General features: G+C 36.2%; 13 protein-coding genes. 7 read left to right on the forward strand and 6 right to left on the reverse strand.

All coding sequences use genetic code 11. The features are described 5' to 3' along the window. Positions 1–4: 4 nt before the first annotated feature. The gene (locus tag ABID42_RS21275) at positions 5–751 is read left to right on the forward strand and encodes an ABC transporter ATP-binding protein (protein WP_166580162.1); all 747 of its coding nucleotides are present in this window, start codon (positions 5–7) and stop codon (positions 749–751) included. Positions 752–925: 174 nt separating this feature from the next. Continuing rightward, the gene (locus ABID42_RS21280) at positions 926–1,693 is read left to right on the forward strand and encodes an ABC transporter permease subunit (RefSeq protein ID WP_166580163.1); all 768 of its coding nucleotides are present in this window, start codon (positions 926–928) and stop codon (positions 1,691–1,693) included. Positions 1,694–2,579: 886 nt separating this feature from the next. On the opposite strand, the gene ABID42_RS21285 is transcribed toward ABID42_RS21280, so the two are convergent. The 3 genes from ABID42_RS21285 to dinB are packed head-to-tail and all read right to left on the reverse strand — an operon-like array spanning position 2,580 to position 7,337. After that, entirely contained in the window at positions 2,580–3,230 is a 651-nt protein-coding gene (locus ABID42_RS21285; protein ID WP_309922118.1) for an SOS response-associated peptidase, read from the reverse strand. 21 nt (positions 3,231–3,251) lie between these two features. Then, positions 3,252–6,167: a DNA polymerase III subunit alpha gene (locus ABID42_RS21290; RefSeq protein ID WP_323327746.1), complete on the reverse strand. Its 2,916-nt coding sequence runs from the start codon at positions 6,165–6,167 to the stop codon at positions 3,252–3,254. Between the two features lie 3 nt (positions 6,168–6,170). Further along, positions 6,171–7,337 carry a DNA polymerase IV gene (dinB, locus tag ABID42_RS21295; protein ID WP_309922114.1) on the reverse strand — a complete coding sequence of 389 codons (1,167 nt, stop codon included), beginning with the start codon at positions 7,335–7,337 and terminating at the stop codon, positions 6,171–6,173. A gap of 1,086 nt (positions 7,338–8,423) precedes the next feature. Between dinB and ABID42_RS21300 the strand changes: the two genes are divergently transcribed. The 5 genes from ABID42_RS21300 (at position 8,424) to ABID42_RS21320 (ending at position 12,307) form a co-directional block, all read left to right on the forward strand. Next, entirely contained in the window at positions 8,424–9,692 is a 1,269-nt protein-coding gene (locus ABID42_RS21300; RefSeq protein WP_367285381.1) for an aminotransferase class I/II-fold pyridoxal phosphate-dependent enzyme, read from the forward strand. 5 nt (positions 9,693–9,697) lie between these two features. After that, positions 9,698–10,387, forward strand: a complete 690-nt coding sequence (locus ABID42_RS21305; RefSeq protein ID WP_367285382.1) for a TetR/AcrR family transcriptional regulator — start codon at positions 9,698–9,700, stop codon at positions 10,385–10,387. 40 nt (positions 10,388–10,427) lie between these two features. Then, positions 10,428–11,366, forward strand: a complete 939-nt coding sequence (locus ABID42_RS21310) for a helix-turn-helix transcriptional regulator (protein ID WP_367285383.1) — start codon at positions 10,428–10,430, stop codon at positions 11,364–11,366. 160 nt (positions 11,367–11,526) lie between these two features. Continuing rightward, on the forward strand, positions 11,527–11,970 hold the full coding sequence (locus ABID42_RS21315; protein WP_367285389.1) for a MauE/DoxX family redox-associated membrane protein: 444 nt from the start codon (positions 11,527–11,529) through the stop codon (positions 11,968–11,970). A 40-nt stretch (positions 11,971–12,010) separates the two neighbouring features. Next, positions 12,011–12,307, forward strand: coding sequence for a hypothetical protein (locus tag ABID42_RS21320; RefSeq protein WP_367285384.1), 297 nt, complete (start codon positions 12,011–12,013; stop codon positions 12,305–12,307). Positions 12,308–12,351: 44 nt separating this feature from the next. On the opposite strand, the gene ABID42_RS21325 is transcribed toward ABID42_RS21320, so the two are convergent. Genes ABID42_RS21325 through ABID42_RS21335 form a run of 3 tightly spaced genes read right to left on the reverse strand, consistent with a single transcriptional unit; the run spans position 12,352 to position 18,359 of the window. Then, positions 12,352–13,722: a RagB/SusD family nutrient uptake outer membrane protein gene (locus ABID42_RS21325; RefSeq protein WP_367285385.1), complete on the reverse strand. Its 1,371-nt coding sequence runs from the start codon at positions 13,720–13,722 to the stop codon at positions 12,352–12,354. Positions 13,723–13,755: 33 nt separating this feature from the next. Continuing rightward, positions 13,756–17,010: a SusC/RagA family TonB-linked outer membrane protein gene (locus ABID42_RS21330; RefSeq protein ID WP_367285386.1), complete on the reverse strand. Its 3,255-nt coding sequence runs from the start codon at positions 17,008–17,010 to the stop codon at positions 13,756–13,758. 38 nt (positions 17,011–17,048) lie between these two features. Further along, entirely contained in the window at positions 17,049–18,359 is a 1,311-nt protein-coding gene (locus ABID42_RS21335) for a TlpA family protein disulfide reductase (protein ID WP_367285387.1), read from the reverse strand. Between the last annotated feature and the right edge of the window lie 408 nt (positions 18,360–18,767).

Genomic DNA, 18,767 nt, shown 5'->3' on the forward strand with positions numbered 1-18,767 from the left:
TCCAATGATAAGATTTGAAAATATCAGCAAGACATTCGGAAAACATACCGTTTTACAGAATATAGCTCTCACCTTTGAGCAGGGACAAGCTGTGGCAATTGTCGGTCCAAATGGTTCTGGCAAAACTACACTTATCAAAAGTTTGCTTGGTATGGTTATACCAGATACAGGATCTATATATGTTGATAATCAGAATATTAAACATGATTTCTCCTATCGCTCCAAAATAGGATATATGCCTCAGATAGGGCATTATCCCCCCAATTTATCTATTCGTCAGCTTATTGAGATGATGACCGATATTAGAAAAGGTATTATAGACAGCAAACAGCTTGATTTTGACATTATTAAAGATTTCGAGCTTGAAAAAATTTATGAAAAAAAATTAGGGACTCTTTCTGGAGGCACCAAACAAAAAGTGAGTGCAGCTTTAGCCTTTTTATTTGATCCACAAATATTAATTCTCGATGAACCTACAGCAGGATTAGACCCCCTTGCTAGTGAAATATTGAAGCAAAAGATATTTAAGGAAAAAAATAAAGGGAAACTAATTCTACTTACTTCTCATATTCTTTCTGACTTAGAAGAGCTATCTAGTCATCTTCTTTATATCCAAGATGGTCAAATACAGTTGTTTAAGCAACTAAGTCAGTTGAAGGAGGAGTATGACGAAACGCGTTTGAGCAAAATTATAGCTCGACTCATGCAAGTAAAATTAAGTCCTAGTCTTCCACAACCTTACTGGGTATAAACAGAAGTGCATAGATAGGAGTGATTTTTTCGGGTTTAGTTTCTGATTACCAGATACTTATATCAATAATTAAATCAATTGTGTTTTGCATTGTTGCGCTTTAGGTAGTAAGCCCAATAAAATATTTATCGCTTTCTGTGGGTAAACTCACAACCCTTTCTAATTTCTGAAATCATGAATAAAGTTATCAAATATGTAATCTATGATATTCTTCGCAACAAGTTTGTGATGAGTTATACGCTGTTGCTGTTATTGGTAAGTTTGGCTTTTTTTGGTTTTGAAGCCGACGCCAACAAGGGCTTATTGAGTTTGCTCAATATCATTTTGATGGTTGTCCCTTTAGTAAGTATTATTTTTACAACTATACAATTTTACAACTCTTATGAGTTTTTGGAGCTGTTGTCCGCACAGCCTATAGGGCGCAAAACAATTTTTCTGAGCCAATATTTAGGTATAGGAATATCACTTTGCTTAGCATTTGTTATTGGTGTGGGCTTGCCTACGATTTTATTAGAAGGTACAACCAAAGGACTTACACTAATTTTGTGTGGATTGTTGTTGACGCTAGTTTTTGTTTCGTTGGCATTGTTAGCGTCTGTTTGTACCAAGGACAAAGCAAAGGGTATTGGTATAGCCTTAGCAATATGGTTTTACTTTAGCATTGTTTACGACGGATTTGTACTTACAGCCTTGTTGTCTTTTAGCGATTATCCTTTAGAAAAAGCATCCTTATTTTTTACTACTCTCAATCCATCTGACTTAGCTCGTATTATTATATTGATGAAACTCGATATTTCGGCACTTTTGGGAATGACTGGAGCTATCTTTCAGCAATTTTTTAGCTCAATCTTAGGAATATTTATCGCTATTGTACTTTTGATACTGTGGATTATAGTCCCTGCGTGGAGAGCCTTGGCTATTTTCAACAAAAAAGATTTGTGAAATTACTTCAGAAAAATACTCCAAATAACAAAAGGAAGGCATGGACAGGTTTCTACACCAAACGAAAAGTAGAGGTCTGGATTATCTTTTTCAGTAAAAGTATCAGGTATTTATACCTGTTTTAACTAATCTGATTTATTATTTTTATATAGAATAAATTGTTCGTTCCGAAGTTATTGAATTCAAACATAGATCAAAATGAATCCGAATAATTTATTGAATAAAAATCTTCAAAATGCCCAAGAATCTTATCTCCAATTTTTTGTTTAATTAAACCTAATCTTCACGACATATTTCTTTTTTAGTGCTTGGTAAATATAATTCTATTTTAATATACAGAATAACTGGTGTTGAAATTGTTAAATTGAATGATTTAAATGATAGAGTGTTTGATTATGCCAGAAGTAAGATAAGAATACTATATTTTGTCGCAAAAACTACCTTTTATTGCGACAAAATATAACAAAATATCAATTCAATGTATTGATTATGAAGTGATTGTAAAGATAGAAAAAGCGAAGGAGAGATAGCTTTTTTGCCGAGGATTTTCTTTCTTTTGAGACTGCTAAAGCTGTATTTAAAGCTTTTGAATGTTTGGATCTCAAAGGAGTGCTACTAGTGTAGTTTTTGTGGTAGATCTTCAGATGCTTGCATTTTATTCATATAATGGTATCATATTATTTTCATTAAGTGAATAACTTTCGTTTTCGAGATACAATTTTTGAAATGTAATAAATCGTTTGGTTTATCTTCAAGCATCTGATGCATTTCACTAAAAAACTTATCTGTCTAATCCTGCATTGAAAATCGTTGCCAATCAAATATCGCTTTTATAATTCCATAAAAAAATGATGAGCTGGTTAGAGATAAAATAATCCATTGAGATTTAAAATACAACCTTTGCTTCCATCAATCTCTCATCAAAGGTTTTAATAATATATCCCAAATCTTTTGCTTCAGGATTTAGCCAATCTTGATAATGCTCTTTTGGAATAATCAGTGGCATTCGCTTTTCAGTTTTTTGATTATTTTTTTGTATCTCAGCAATTAGAGGATTTGCTGGGACTGTAATAATGGCAAACGACCTAATGTAACTACCCTGCTTTTGAGGATTCTTCCAAAAACTCCAAATTCCGCCGATTGCAAAACAATCTTCATCCTTTAATCTTAATATATAATTGATGCTGTTTTCTTTCTTATTCTCAGATTTTCTTTCGTAAAATCCATCAACAATAACTAAGCACCTTCTATTTACACAATCTTTGTAAGAAGCAAGCTCATTAATTGATTCAGCTCTGGCAATTAGTGTTTTTTTTCTAATAGTTTTTGCTTTTTCAATTGATGCCCAATGAGGTATTAAACCCCAATAAACATTCGCAATTAATCTAGGGTTATCATTCATGATTATTGGAGTTCTTGGATTATCAAATCCATTTACCAATAATTTTGGCTCATACTCTGTACCTTCATAGAATTCAGCCTTAAAGGCTAATTCTAACTTCTCTTTCTTACTGTTGAGTAGTGTGTAATAGCACATATCATTTTTATTAAATTATACTTATTCCATTCGTGGGTCAACTATAAATGGCAATTTTTGCATCCAATTTATTTGAATGGAGCAATGACCATACTCGACACAAACTTTTCCTTTTAAATGATAAACTCCTTTCCCTCTAAACGGATACATCTTTGTAGCATTAGGGAAGTGAACTGTATCAAAAAATTCTCCTTGTTCATCAACCCAATACCCAAAAAACATTCGTTCACCTTTTTTGGTCCTTGTTGGTTTTAGACTAACTAAATAGCCCAAAATTTCAATAACTTTCCCGATTCCAGTTGACAAATTACTCGCAAAATATTCACAATTTGGCTTTTGAAAAACTAATAAAAATGGCTTTTGCAAAGTAAATCCAAGAAGTTCAAATTCATCATAAATGTCTTCAGCAGGATGATGATAGAGTGATGGTAATTGATAATGTACGTCTTCTACATAAAATAATTCTGAAGTTTGCAATGTGTTCTTTTTGTTTACTTTAAAATGTGTTTCCCAAAGCAGTTCTTTTTTTGAATATCCAAACATTCTAAATGCTGAAATCCTAATCAAAATAATCATTTGCTCAAGTCCGATATAAACTCTTTTACAGAAATCATCAAAAGAGCTAAATGGTCTAATATTGCGTTGCCCAATTATTTGATTGATTGTTATCTTTTCAAGCCCTTTGACATGTATGAAGCCTAAAGTAATAATATTACCTTTTAAGTCTGTCAGTAAATTGCTACCATTAATATCTGGTAGCTCAATTATCGCACCTACTCTTTTTGCTTCATGTATATAAAACTCCGTTTCATAAAAGCCACCGAAGTTATTTATAACACCAACCATAAACTCATGAGGGAAATATGTTTTTAAGTAAAGGCTTTGATAACTTTCGACAGCATAGCTTGCAGAATGTGCTTTTGAAAAGCTATAACCAGCAAAGCTTTGTATTTGCCTCCAAACTTCTTTAGCAATATCATCATCGTACCCAAATCTTTTACAATTCTCAAAATACTGTTCAACTATTTTATCGAATTCTAACCTCGAACGATATTTTCCAGACATTCCTCGCCTAAGTACATCAGCTTGAGCTAATGATAAACCTCCGAAACTATGAGCAACCTTTATCACATCCTCTTGATAAACCATTACACCATAGGTTTCAAATAACAGTTCTTCCATTTTTGGATGAATATATTCTACAGTCTCTGGATTGAGGTGTCGTTTTATAAAAGTTCCCATCATTCCTGAACTGGCAACACCAGGTCTAATAATTGAACTAGCGGCTACTAATGTAATGTAGTCTTCACATTTTAACTTCCAAATGAGTTGTCGCATGGCAGGAGATTCAATATAGAAACACCCCATTGTTTCATGCTTTTTGAGTTGATTTTTGATGTTTTCATCATCTTTGAAATCCTGTATCGCATGGATATCAATACTAATTCTCTTATTTTTCCACACTAAATCTACTGTATCTTTAATGTGCCCTAAACCTCTTTGAGAGAGAACATCAAACTTTGCAAAACCAATATCCTCACATGTGTACATGTCAAATTCACCTATTACAAAACCTTTTGGCATAGCTAACAATGATGTGTAATTTGTTAGTTTTTCTTCACTTATTAAGATACCCCCTGCATGAATACTTAAATAGTTAGGAAAATCTTCCATTAGCTTGCCATATCTAAGAATAAGTCTTGTGTATGAATTTGATGGGTTTTCTCTATAACTACTTACCAATTCATCTATCTCATGTTTGGGAAGCCCGAAAACCTTTCCGAGTTCTCTGCATGCAGATGAATAATGAAAGGTTACATGAGTTGCAAGTAAACATACATAATCAGCACCATATCGTTTAAACGTGTAGTCGATTATCTCATCTCTTTCATCCCAACTAAAATCCAAGTCGAAGTCTGGGGGAGAGGTTCTACTTGGATTAATAAACCTTTCAAAATATAAATCAAGTAAAATAGGGTCAACATCGGTTATCTCTAAACAATAAGCAACGATTGAATTTGCTCCTGAGCCTCTACCTATGTGGAAGTACCCCCTACTGCGTGCATATTTTATAATATCCCATGTTATAAGGAAATAGCTACAAAAATCAAGTTGGTCGATTATTCTAAGTTCATTATCAATTCTTGATTGAGCCTCCTTATTATTTACACCGTACCTTTTAATCAAACCATCTTTAGTAAGTTTTCTCAGTAATTCAAGGTCATCTGCTTTAGAAGTGGTATAGAATTTTTTATTTTTAGGAGTATCGAATTTGAAAATAAAATCACATTTTGATATTAGCTTTTTAGAGTTTTCAACAAGCTCTGGATAGTTTTTAAAATGGTTTATCAGTTCGTCTGGAGTAACAAAATATTCATGTTCTTTTGCTTCCTTTGATTTTGGGAGTTTACTAAGCAAGCAATTACCATCAACAGCACGTAGTAAACGATGAAGGTTATAACCTAATTTATCTAAAAAAGTTACAGGATGAATTACCACAAATTTCTTGTAGTCATATTTATAAAGTTGATGTATTTCGTGTAGTTGAACACCAATAAACTCATTCTCATTTAACACAAATTCATTACATTCTAAAGGATAAATTGTACAAACATTTAAAAAAGAAGGAACACGGTTGGGGAATGGCTCTTTTGAAAGATTATATTTATTTCTGAACTCATTTATTTCACTTAGACCTTCTTGATTCTTTGCTAAACAGATAAATTGTAGCTTGTCGTCAACCCTAAACTCAACCCCCACAACAGGCTCAATGCCTCTTTTTTTACAAAGCGATACAAAATCAAAAATTGCTGAAGTACTATTTATATCAGTTAGTGCGATTTTTTTAATCCCTAATTTAACAGCAGTTTCAACTAATAACTCTATCGAAATAGTACCATACCGAAGGCTAAAATATGTATGACAGTTTAAGTACATTAATTACTCAGGTTTTCTTTTGTTTAAATCGAAGTTAAAAGCTCTTCCTATTGAATCAGTCCCATATCTGTTTTTAATGTTATCTATTGCTCCATATAAGCTAGCCAATTTAGCACTGTTGTCATAGAGTGAAAGTTGTTGTTGCCCACGTACTAATTTAGATGCCCTAATCCCAATAAGTCGTATCAATATTCTTCTATCAAATAACTTTTTAAATAGTTCAATGGCATGATGTATTAAGTCATGGTCTGCTGAAATTGGAGCTACATTTATTTGTCTTGTTAATGTATCAAAATTGCTATATCTAATTTTAAGTGTAATACAGCAAGTACAAAAACCAGATTCTCGTAAATCATAGCCCAGTTCCTCTGCCAATTTGCTAATCAATCTGGATAAAAAAACAATATCAATTGTATCCTTTTCCAAGGTTATTTCTTTCGACTTTGATTTTTGTTCAGAATAAGGAATAACCGGTGTATCATCTATTCCATTTGCTCTTTCCCATAATAGCTTTCCAGTTTTGCCAAAAGTGTTTTGAAGTAGTTTAACTGGCATTTGGCTTAAGGTATCAACGGTCAGAATACCCATATTTCTCAATGTTTGGGTAGTAACTGAGCCACAAAAGGGAAGTTTAGAAACTGACAGTGGAGCTAAATAGCTTTTTTCATCTCCCTGTAATATTTGAATTTGACGAGCTGGCTTTACTTCATTAGTGGCCACCTTTGAAACGGTTTTATTGGTTGCTAATGCCATCGATATTGACAAACCCGTTTCGGTAATAATCTTTTGTCTTAATTCTGAAGCAAATTTCCATGTACCCAAAAAACGTTCAAAGCCTGTTAGGTCGGCATAAAATTCATCTATTGAAGATTTTTCAACGATGGGAGCACTTTCATAAATAATGTCCGTAACCATTGATGAATACTGTGAATAAGCTTCATAATCTCCTCTCAAAACAACAGCATCCGTACATAATTGACGAGCCATTCTCATAGGCATAGCTGAGCGAACCCCAAAAGTACGAGCCTCATAACTACATGCACTTACAACACCTCTATCTGAAAGACCACCAACAATGACAGGTTTGCCATTAAGCTTTGAATCTCGCAACCTTTCCACAGCTACGAAAAAGCAATCCAAGTCCATGTGGACAATAGCTTTATCAATCATTACTTCTTATTATTTTGAATACAAATATTATTCATTTTTAATCATAATGCCAAACAAAATAAATAATAATGTTATTAAAAATAAATAAAATGGCTTATTTGAATAAAAAATGTATTCAAAATCGAATAAATTGAAATACCTTAAAATGAGAAAAGCCCATCAATTGATGGGCTTTTAATGCTTGAGAAATAATAGTTTAGGCAAAGTGAAAACGATATTTATAGAATTATGTAGTTTTTATGCCAAAAAGATTGATGAATATGATTTTTTAGTCCATCATGAATTGAATTCACCAAAGAGTAAAAGTTAGACCATACTTTGTGTCCAAGTTTTTAGCTACTGTATTTAAAGCATATAAGCTTCCTATCTGATAGATTTTCAAATAAAACCGTTTCAAATTTACATTTTTAGCATATGAATACCTGATTTATAAATTAAAACGAATATATTTTTTCCTTTTAATTGCTATTGGAATAGTGAAAAAATCACATCCCTTTTTTGCTATTTTAAAAAAATTGATTAACTTTATATCAATAGGTGTAGAACTATTAACTAAAATAGCCTAAGGGATTTTCCCTTAGGCTATTTCTTTATAATTATCTTCAAAGATTAAAATCCCTTTCAAAGAATGTAAATCTTGTTACAAAATTGGTTCAATCAATCACAAACTTCATTGGATAGCTATTGATTTTGCAAGAATCGCAGAATGGTTGTGTTTTAACTATATAATATATCTCTTAAAGAAGATATATTATATGATTTTTTATTAATCAGACATCTAATGAATAAAACTATAATTATAAAAAATAGCATAATTAGCTCATAATCAATACTTTTATTATAAAATATTCTATTTAATTTTGATTTCGTTAGATATTTTATTTCATTTGATAGAGAATTATTTTTGATTATGGATTTGTAGGTACTTCCACCGCCTTCAAATTCATAGTTGATGCTTAACAAGGATTGCGTTTACTTCTCTATCTGCTTTGATATATCCATGAATTATTGATTGCCTAGAAGGTAATACTTACCTGTAAGGGCGACGAGTTTGTTAAAATGTTAATTCTTCAAATATTAAGCAGTATGGAAAACTATCTATCAAACAAAAGCTTCAAAGATTATGAAGACATCCCTAACTTGGATATATTCCAAAGGGCAAAGGCACATGAAGAGTACCTTGATTACCTCAAAGTCAGCGGGTACATGAACTACCGATTACTAGTAAACTCAGGTTGTGGCCCTGAAGTCGAATTAGCTGAGGATGGAGATATTAAAAAGGGAAGTTATGTGAGCTTCGTATGCAATGACTATCTGGGCTTTACACAACATCCAGCAATTAAAAAGGCAGCTATTTCAGGAATTGAAAAATATGGTACTGGAGCTGGCTCGTCTCCACTAATAGGAGGCTATTTTGATTATCATCAGGAATTAGAGGATAAGCTTTCCACTTTTTTCAAAAAGCCTAAGGGTTCTTCTATTGCATACACTACTGGTTATACTTCTAATAGTGCGTCCTTGCAATGTTTGTTAAAACAAGAAGATATCGCTATTGTAGATATGGCTGTACATGCTAGTGTTTACGAAGGGATACAAGCAACCACGGTCAAGCGTTTCTTACATAATAATCTGGATGCCTTAGAGCGTATACTCTCAAACGTCAAGGATAAATACAGAACTAAAATGGTCATTGTTGACGGGGTTTATTCTCAGGATGGAGATTTAGCTCCCTTAAAAGAAATTATTACCCTTACGCATCATTATGGAGGCGTTGTTCTGGTAGATGATGCTCATGGGATTGGAGTAATCGGTAATACTGGACGTGGGGCGATGGAGTACTTTGAAGTGATGGACAAAGTAGATATCATTACTGGAACATTCAGCAAGACATTTAGTAATGTAGGAGGTTATTTGATAGCAAACCCTGAACTGATTTCTTACTTACAGTTTCAATCCAGACAGTATGCTTTTTCAGCGGCAGCGACTCCAGCTATTTCAGCGGTGAGCAGGGCTATTGAGCTAGTTGATGAAGAGCCTCATTGGCAGAAAAAGTTATGGGAAAATATAACCTATTACAAAAAGGGTTTAACAGACTTGGGATTGGATATTGGTACTACAAATTCTGCTATCATTCCTGTAAAAATCGGAGATGTACAGAAAAACTGTGAGGCGGGTAAGTTACTACTGGAATGTGGTATTTACACTAATCCCATCATGTATCCTGCGGTATCACTCAAGGACTCACGAATAAGAATGAGCTTGATTGCCACTCATACCAAAGAACACCTAGATAAAGCACTAAATGCGTTTGATTATGTCAATAAAAAGTTGAACATTGCGAAATCTATGAAATAAAAGCAATGGGCAAACAAAAAAATACAGATTCCGAACAAAAAAGTGAAAAGTCAAGAAAAGTAACGGCTGGTCCCATCAGAGAGAAGGCTCGATCAATAACAAGATTAGTGGCAGCAGTAGGAGGGGTTATTCAAAAGAAAGGATATACCGGCCTGACTGGACCAAATATAGCCAAAGAAGCTGGTTTAGATAAAAAGCTAATCTGGACCTATTTTGGTAGTATAGATAATCTGGTGGAAGCCTATATTCTGCAAAGGGACTTTTGGAATATGGCTGACCAGAAAATTATTTCGGAATTACTAAAGAACCCAGAAAACATCGGGAAAAAAGATATTACTGCTTTGCTTCATGGGCAGTTGGAGCGGATGATGAAAGACAAAGTGCTACAACGGATTATTCACTGGGAAATTGGAGAAAAGAATAAAACACTTCGTAAGGTAGCAGACGAAAGAGAAAAAATAGGAGAGCATTTATTTGAGATTATCGAACCAGACTTCATTGACACAGGCGTGGACATAAGGGCTAAGCTGGCTCTTCAGATTGCGGGCATTTATTATCTTGTCCTACATGCCAAGTATAACGGGAGTTTATTTTGTGGAATAGATATTAATAAAGCGACGGATTTGGAACGTTTACAAAAAGCAATACAAGATAATGTAAACGCCATGTATGATGAGGCAAAAGTGAATAAATAGCTTTATAGCTTTTATTCACAATTATCCTTTTTGTTTAATTATGAATGAGCCGTATGAATTTCTATATGACTACCCGCCATTAAGCATTCAGCAGGCATTGCCTGAAAGTTGCTTTTATCCTTTTGCCAAGGCTCAAAAGTCACTGTACACCTTGTTTGATTCAGCGAGTTTGATAAGCCAGAGACTCAATTTTCGACCCTTTTACATTGAGCTGCTGGAAGTGAATAATGATTTGCCTTTCCGAATGACTTATAAGGTAACTGAAAAGCAGCACTTCTTATTTTTTGTACTACATGGCAGCATAGATTTCACGGATACCGAAGGACTTTTTATCTCTCATGCTAGAAAAGGGTATTATGCGATGACTTATAACGACATAGGTCTATATCGGGTAAAGGTGCCACCCGGAAGAAACATCGTCTTATGTATCTCCATATTGCCAGAATGGCTAACATTTGTGGCTAAAGATTTACCCGTTTTAAAGGAGTATCTATCTACATTGGAAGCAGGAGTATATCCAAACGCTATGTTGCCCTATTGTCAAATGGATTTACATATACAAAGAAGGCTCAAAACCATCTATTCTGAGATTTCAAACGGTGTCGGTTCTCTTGACGGCTTGCTACGATTACAAATTTCAGGAATATTAGAGCGGTATAATGAACAGGCTGAGCAGCAGCTAAACAGTATCCCCTATAGGGTAAAGGATTATCTGGATAGGCATTTCTATGAGACTAATCTCAATTCCCAGCGAGTGGCTGACTATTTTGGAAGAACCGAACGTACACTCAGAAATCATTTCAAGGCAACTTTTAATATCACCATACGAGATTACTATACTTCGTGCCGCTTACGTCAGGCTTTACTATTGATGAAAAGCAAAAACCTACCAGTGAGCGATGTCTTTTACCAAGTGGGGTATAATGATGAAAGTACATTCAGGTATGAGATGAAAAAGTACAAAATACGGATGGCATAAACAGCAAATAGGTGTGTCAAAATACAAGGAAAAATGATTGAAACGAAATAAGGTGAAAAATTGGAAAGGAGGGAGGCTGATTCTCCTAAAAACCCTTCCAATATTCTGTTTCGTATATGAAGGAAGGTTATGAACTTTGTCAGGTAAAATCATTACCAATATGAAGATAAAGCTTATACTCCTGATATTGTTGACACTTTGGATACCCGTGACTGTAGACAAAGTCATGGACTTTGAAATCTTTAAGACAGGTATCCTCAAACAACCCTTTGATGATACTTTGGGGTATATTCTTATCTACACCCTGCCTTTGCTGGAAGGTCTTACCATCCTATTTCTTCTTATCCCACGGATGCAATACTACGGGATGCTACTTTCTCTTGGCTTGATGTTAGTCTTTACGACTTACGTAGGTCTTGCCCTAGGCGGAGCCTGGGAAGAATTACCCTGTGGATGCGGGTCTGTAATTAGTTGGATGAACTGGAAACAACACTTCTGGTTTAACCTGTGTTTTACGGCTCTTAGCGGATGGGGTTTTTATTTAGTGAAACTAAAGCGAGGCAGTGACGCAGGAGGCGTTACCGCTGAGGGCGTGCCGGCCTAATGGCTAAATAAATTTTCAAACCTTATAAATTCAAAAAATCATGAAAAATTTAATGAAGAAAAACCTCTTGTTTGTTTTTGCCCTATTTATAGCGACAAGCACCATGTCCTTTAAATTGGCAGAGCAAAGAAATGTAGTCGATTACTGGTTTGCTGTGGATGTTGATGGTGACACCATTATTGGCTCCACGGATGCCCCTTCACCCGTTGATGACTGTAATGAAGAAAACTCCTCAAATCTTTGTAAAATTCGTTTGAATACATCCAGTGCACCAGCTACAGTAACGCAAGCCAACGCCTCTAACCTCGTTACAGGAGATGCTCATAGAACACCTTGATTAAAATTACCCGGTGCTTCAAATTGAAGCACCGGATATTACATTTATCTTACATTCTGAGTAATACCGCCCAGATTGATTACATTGTCAGGGATAGGCCAAGTATATAAATGCTCTTGCTCAGGAGATAATTCATATCTTTTGTTTCCCAGTACCCTAACAATCGTTTTTGCATAAGCAGCTTCTGTTCTTAACCTTCTCAAATCGCTCCATCTTACTCCTCTGAAGATTAAACTCTTACGCCTTTCATTCAAAATCTCCGTCAGGATATTTTTGGTGTTCTCCATGGTTTTAGCTTGGTAAGCCCCTTTTTGATAACGATGAACCAGCAATTGATTAAGATCCTTCAGCGCATCATCATGATTCCCCATTCGCTCATTACATTCTGCTTTGATGAGATAAACCTCGTCAAGAGCAGGAAAAGGATTGTAGGTAGCATAACCATTGTAGGTTCCTTTAAAAACATGGTATCCATTTGATACAGAAAAATAAGTAGCCACTCTTAAATCTCCAGCCTCGTAAGAACGTAATAAAGCAGTATCTATTTTTAGAAAAGAAGCAAATGTCTGCGTCCTAATCATTGCATCAAGCAAGGGTTGCTCAGTATTTCCACGAGCATACAGCGGAAAAGGGAAATTTAAATTGCTATTCATATCACTATAGGATATTAATACATCCGAGACCGCTAAACACCTTTCCGCCTGTTCTTTGGCCAGCTCATATTCTTTCATTTGCAAATAAGTTCTAGCCAGTAGTGCATACACCGCTTGCTTAGAAGGGCGTGTTTTCTCCTCAGCCAAGGCAGGCAATAAGTCTCCAGCCTCAGTAAGATCCTGCACAATTTGTTTGTAGGTATCTTCAATGGTTGCTCTTGTATTTTGCTGATTAATATCCGATGCAAGTCTAATCGGAATCCCCATTTTTTGATTAGCACTTTCCTTTTGATAATCGTCACAGAAAATCTGAGCCAATTGGAAAAACTGCCATGCCCTCCAAAACAAGGCAGTTCCTTTTATCCTGTCCCATTGCACTTCATTTTTAGTGCTTCGTTCAAGCTTGCCTATGCTTTCCAACACAAGGTTTGCATAGAGAATTTTCTGATAAGCATTATTCCATCCCGGACATTGCTGTCCTTCGTAGATGTCTTTAGCCCAAACATAGCCATTTTTTTGATAAGGGTTGGTCAGTGAATTCCAGTCTGTTTCGTTCAAATAATAATCATCTGTTCCAATCTCTCCCATGATTAATAAAGCATTAGCATTGAGCAAAGTAGTATTGTCCATCAAAGCATCTAAGTCTTTTAAGGTAGCAGGCACAGCCAGCTTACGATTAGGTTCAATTTCCAAAAAATCCCCATAGCAGGAAGTCATCAAGAGACTGAGTACACAATATATGATTGAATATATCTTTTTCATGTTGATAAATTTTAAGTTTAAATCTTTCAAGTATTACATGTCAATTTTAAATCCCAAAGAATAAGTTCTGATAGGAGGATAATCTGAGCTTGGGAAATCTGGATCTAAGCCTGCTTTATTGGCAGACCATAGTATCCCTATGTTATTTACATACATAAAAACCGATACATTGCTGAGTCCTAGTTTAGGAGCAGATAACTTGTAACTTAGATTGATGTCTTTCAACCTAAGATGCGCTCCGTTTTCAATCAGTCTTTCATTGCTTAAATAAATATTATCACGAGTCGTATTGGCAATAAGCGTAACTGCTGGAACAGCTGTGTGTAATTCATCCCCAGGAGATTTCCATCTTGCTTCATAATCCCGATGCCCCCCGCCATAATTAATCAGATTAGAATAATTGATACTACTTCTTCTGAACTGATAGCCAGCTTTATAAACCACATTAACACTAGCACTCAATCCCTTCCAAGTAAAATTATTTCGGATACTGCCAAAGAATACCGGCACAGTAACCCCCATTTCCTTGAGATTAGCTTGCTGTAATGAAGCCCAATAAGCCGCATAGTTTTCACTCAGCGCACCATCAACACCCGCTTTGTTATCACACACCTGCATAGCACCAGTGGTAGGATTTAGCCCATACCAAGGTAACGCATAGAGTATATCCACAGATTTACCTTGCGTTGCAGGCGCACGCCCAGCGTTGGAGGCAGGAAGAAAAGAAAGCAAGGTAGGCGCTTCCGCTGCATTATACTTAGTTACTTTGTTCTGTGTCCAAGAGGCCATTAGTACCGTTGACCATTTAAACTTACCCGTAGTAATAGCCCCATTGATTTCAACATCTGCTCCTTTAGTGAGTAGATTGGCATAATTGATTCGGTTGTCAATGGTATATAAACCAGAAGCAGATTGGAAAATACCCGTCGTAGGATCCAGAAAATCATAGCCGATGAGGTCTATTCCAGCTTTTTCATAATACTCCAGACTTCCCCTAATTCTGTTATGAAAGAAAGAAAAGTCAGTAGCCATGTTCCAGACCACTACTTTTTCCCAACGCAAATTAGGATTGCCGGTCGTGGTTATACGTGCATAAGGATAATTAGTAATGACACCAGATGACAAAGAGATATTGGGAAGCGCACTTACTTGCTTGTTGATATTTCCATTAACCCCATACGTAGCCCTTAATTTAAGTAAGTCAATAGATTCAATGTCTGGCACCCATTCCTCTTTGATATTCCAAAGCAAGCCTACTGACCACAGAGGAACACCTTTTTGATTAGTGGCTACGCCAAAAATATTAGAAGCATCCCACCTGCCACTTAAAGAAAGCGTATATTTCTTATCGTAAGTGTAAGCTAGATTAGCAAAGTAAGAGAGATAACGGTCAGTCAAATATCCTATATCGTTGACAGGAGAAGGTATTCTCCCTGAGGAAATAGGACGTAATTGATAACTCGTCTCATAATTGAGATAAGGAGCACTGGTGAGTATTTGGTCATCATACCCGTAAAGTAAATATACTGGTCCAGATTGAGAGCGGTCTTGTCTGACTTCTGCCCCAGCCAAGGCATCCAATTGGTGCAGAGGCTGAAAAAGCCCACTTTTCCCACTATGCCCAGTATAACTATAATTGAGTTGTACTCTTCCATAATGACTATCTCCACTGCTTTGATTACCCGATAAAATACCACCAGAAGGAATTACACTCGTGCCATTCGCTTGGGTAAATCGGTTCACGAGATCTCTGACGTAATACGTTTGTGGAGAATAATATTGTCTGGATGCTCCTTGCGCAAGACGAAACTGATATTTTACTTCCAAGGCTAGATCTGGAATCAGTGCATAACGAATTCCTGCATTGATCCTCGTTTCATTATTTTTGGAAGTTTTGTCAGAAAGAGCAAGTTCATCAAGGGGATTGTATTGCCAGTTAAGTAATCCTTGAGATTCCGCAGCAGCGATGTAAGGTTGGCGGTATTTATAAGGAATATAAGTCGGCATTCCATTGTCATCCCTAAGGCTTGTATAAGACTGAATGGCACCACCCTCCCTGGGAATGAGGTCTGTTCTCTCCAGTCCATTATTACTAAAATGCTGGAGGGCATAATACAGGCTAGTAAAGAGTTCCAGTTTTTGATTGAATCGGTAGGTAAACTGATTATTGAGGGTTATTCTGGAAGAACTAAACCCAACGTTCCCAGAAAGGTTTTTGTCAAAGCCAAGTGAGGTAATATATTTCAGGCTATTATTCCCCCCAGTAATATTGAAAGCATATTGCTGATTCAGAACCTTTTGATAAAGGTTAGCGAGCATCTCTTTTCTGATGTCTTTAGTGGCTAGATGTTTCAATTGCCGCTCCATTTCTTCAGATGAAAGCTTTCCTTCTTGTCTGGCAATCTGTATCTCAATCGCCTCAGGCAGTAATGTCCAGTTATTTTGTTGAAAACCACCCTGCGCAAAGCGCAAACGCTGGAAATCAATGAGTTCTTGTGAAGCCAAGAAGGAAGGATTATAAAACAAATTCGGCTTTTCACCAACCGTGAAATTCGACTGAAAACTCACCAAAGTTTTTTGATTGTATTTTCCTTGTTTAGTATTAATCACGATGACCCCATTTCCTGCCCGAACACCCCAAATGGACGCTGCTGCGGCATCTTTCAGAATAGTAATATCGGCTATATCATTAGGATTGATACTATTAATGTCTCCCTCATAAGGAAAATTATCTACGACGATTAATGGAGCAGTATCGGAGAAGATGCTACTCACCCCTCTGATTCTAAGCTCTGAGGTAGTTCCTCTGGGTGTGACAGTGCTTCTGTAAAACTGAAGAGCAGGCGTAACCCCCTCTAAACGACTGATGATGTCTGGGCTTACACTCCTGTTAATTAGCTCATTGCTAATGTGAGTGAAAGAACCAGTAGCACGCTCCCGACTGATTTTAGCATATCCCGTAGAAACGACCACTTCATCAAGGGCAAGGGATTCCCTGTTCATCAACAGACTTTCAGGCAGGGAACGATTATCAACCGCAATAACTATTGTCTTAAAACCGATACTTGAAATGACAAGGGTATCAACTGGGTATTTACTAAGTCTGAGTATCTCAAAAGAACCATTGGCATCTGTGATAGTACCAGTGGCAGCCCGCAACAGCCTGACGGAGGCTCCTTGTATCGGGTGAGCGTCTGTAGCGTCCAGCAGCCTGCTTTTCAATAGTTGGGCATAAAGCATGGCGCAATTTCCCATCAATAACATGAAGAGTAAGAAGAGTTTTTTCATTAGCTTGAAGATTAAATGATAAGGATTAGATGAATGAATTAAAGATTAGCATATTTGACGATGATGACTGGTATTTCCTGCTGCTGCAATACCAAATCAAGCCCAATCTTATTCAGCTCCTGTTTGATAGCGGGGATGGTAAGATTCGCTTTGTTTAGCCGAATGGATACATGTTGTTTAGCGGTAGTCTTATCAATGATAGGATATGGCTGTTGTGCCAGTACAGCGATGATGTAATTGGTAAGTTGCTCAATGGCTTGGTTCTCCATGACAAAGTAATTTTCTGCCTTATCAGAAGATACTAAAACAGATGATGGACTATCTTGATTGATAATCGCATAACAAGGCAATTTCTTTTTTCCCAAGACGGCGATGATTCCTTTTTCAAGCCTGAAATAGCGGTTGATGTCTTGTTCCATTAACTGATAGAGTGCTTCTCTAGAAATATTCAGGGAAGAGTCAATGGCTAGTTCGTAACAGTAGGAATGTTCTTTTAGCCATTGATAGTAGGCTAGGTCATTTTCATAAATACCTGATTTTTGCTTATGTGTGCCAATCAATTCTTCTTTGAGGGAATCACTTATCTCCCAAACGATTCTGTTAAATCTACCTGAGTATGGAATATCGAGTCTGTACATTTCATAAATAAGACTACGGAATGGTACATTATAAGCCCGAATATTGTTAGCACTTCTAGTGATTCCTCCGATATTGACGTTAATGCGTTTGGAGAGTAGAGACCGTATTCGGGTATCCTTCAGACTACCCCCGTTTCCATCCAAAAAGAGTGGAATATCACGGTTAAAACTGACAGGCGGGGAACTGTTTGAGAGTACAAAAGCCTCTCCGTTTAATGCACGGTGTAGATTATAGGTATTGGTATATTCCGAGGAAGCAGACGCTCCAAAGAATTTTCCGTCTCTAATCCATATTTGATGAGGGATACCTGTATGGGGAAAATACCTTTTTAGTAAAGTGTCTTCCACTACAGTAGGGAGGCTCCAGCCCCTTTTACGAAATAGAGGAAGAGCTTTACGGCTGTTTTCATAGGTGACAGGCAGAATAGCTACAGCCGAGCCAAACTGCTTTTGCAGAGAATCCAGCTTATTGATTGATTTAATACAGGGGGCACACCAAGTAGCCCAGAAATCTAGGATGATTAGTTTATCTTTATAGTCACTGAGAGTCAGGCTTTGTTTGCCTTGTGGGTGGTTAGCCAATTGAAGGGATAAGTTCCAAAGCTCAGGTGGGATATTGTCTCCCACCTTAAGAGCCTGAGCGGTTAGATAATGTACAGATATGAAAAAGTAAAGGCATAGCAATGCCCTTACGCAGGTTTTTGCGTTCATGGGTTTAGTTTTTAGAGTTGAAGTTGAGGTTACTTAGTCAGATAAATAAAAATAGTATCGGAATGACATTAAGAATATCATGACAGTCTCAATATTATATGGGAGGCTTCTTTATATTTTTGTAAAATTGTTTTTTACCTAATTCTTTGGATATGTCACATTTGAAAATAGTGTTTTCCTCTTGGCTTCTTGAGCAAAAGTGATAGGAAGTGCTGTATGAAATATGTTCTGACATAACCAATTATGTAATTGACTCATTACAAAATTAATTTTAAGTCCCTTTATAGAGAAAAAATATCGGTTGACCATTACTTTGATTTGATTGACTTTTACTATATTTGGGAAAAATAAACAATTATGGAATCAAAATTTCATCTTAAGCCAAAGAAGGTACATTTGGGAAGGAAC

Origin of the sequence: Arcicella rosea, assembly GCF_040543805.1 — a bacterium.
Lineage (GTDB): Bacteria > Bacteroidota > Bacteroidia > Cytophagales > Spirosomataceae > Arcicella > Arcicella rosea.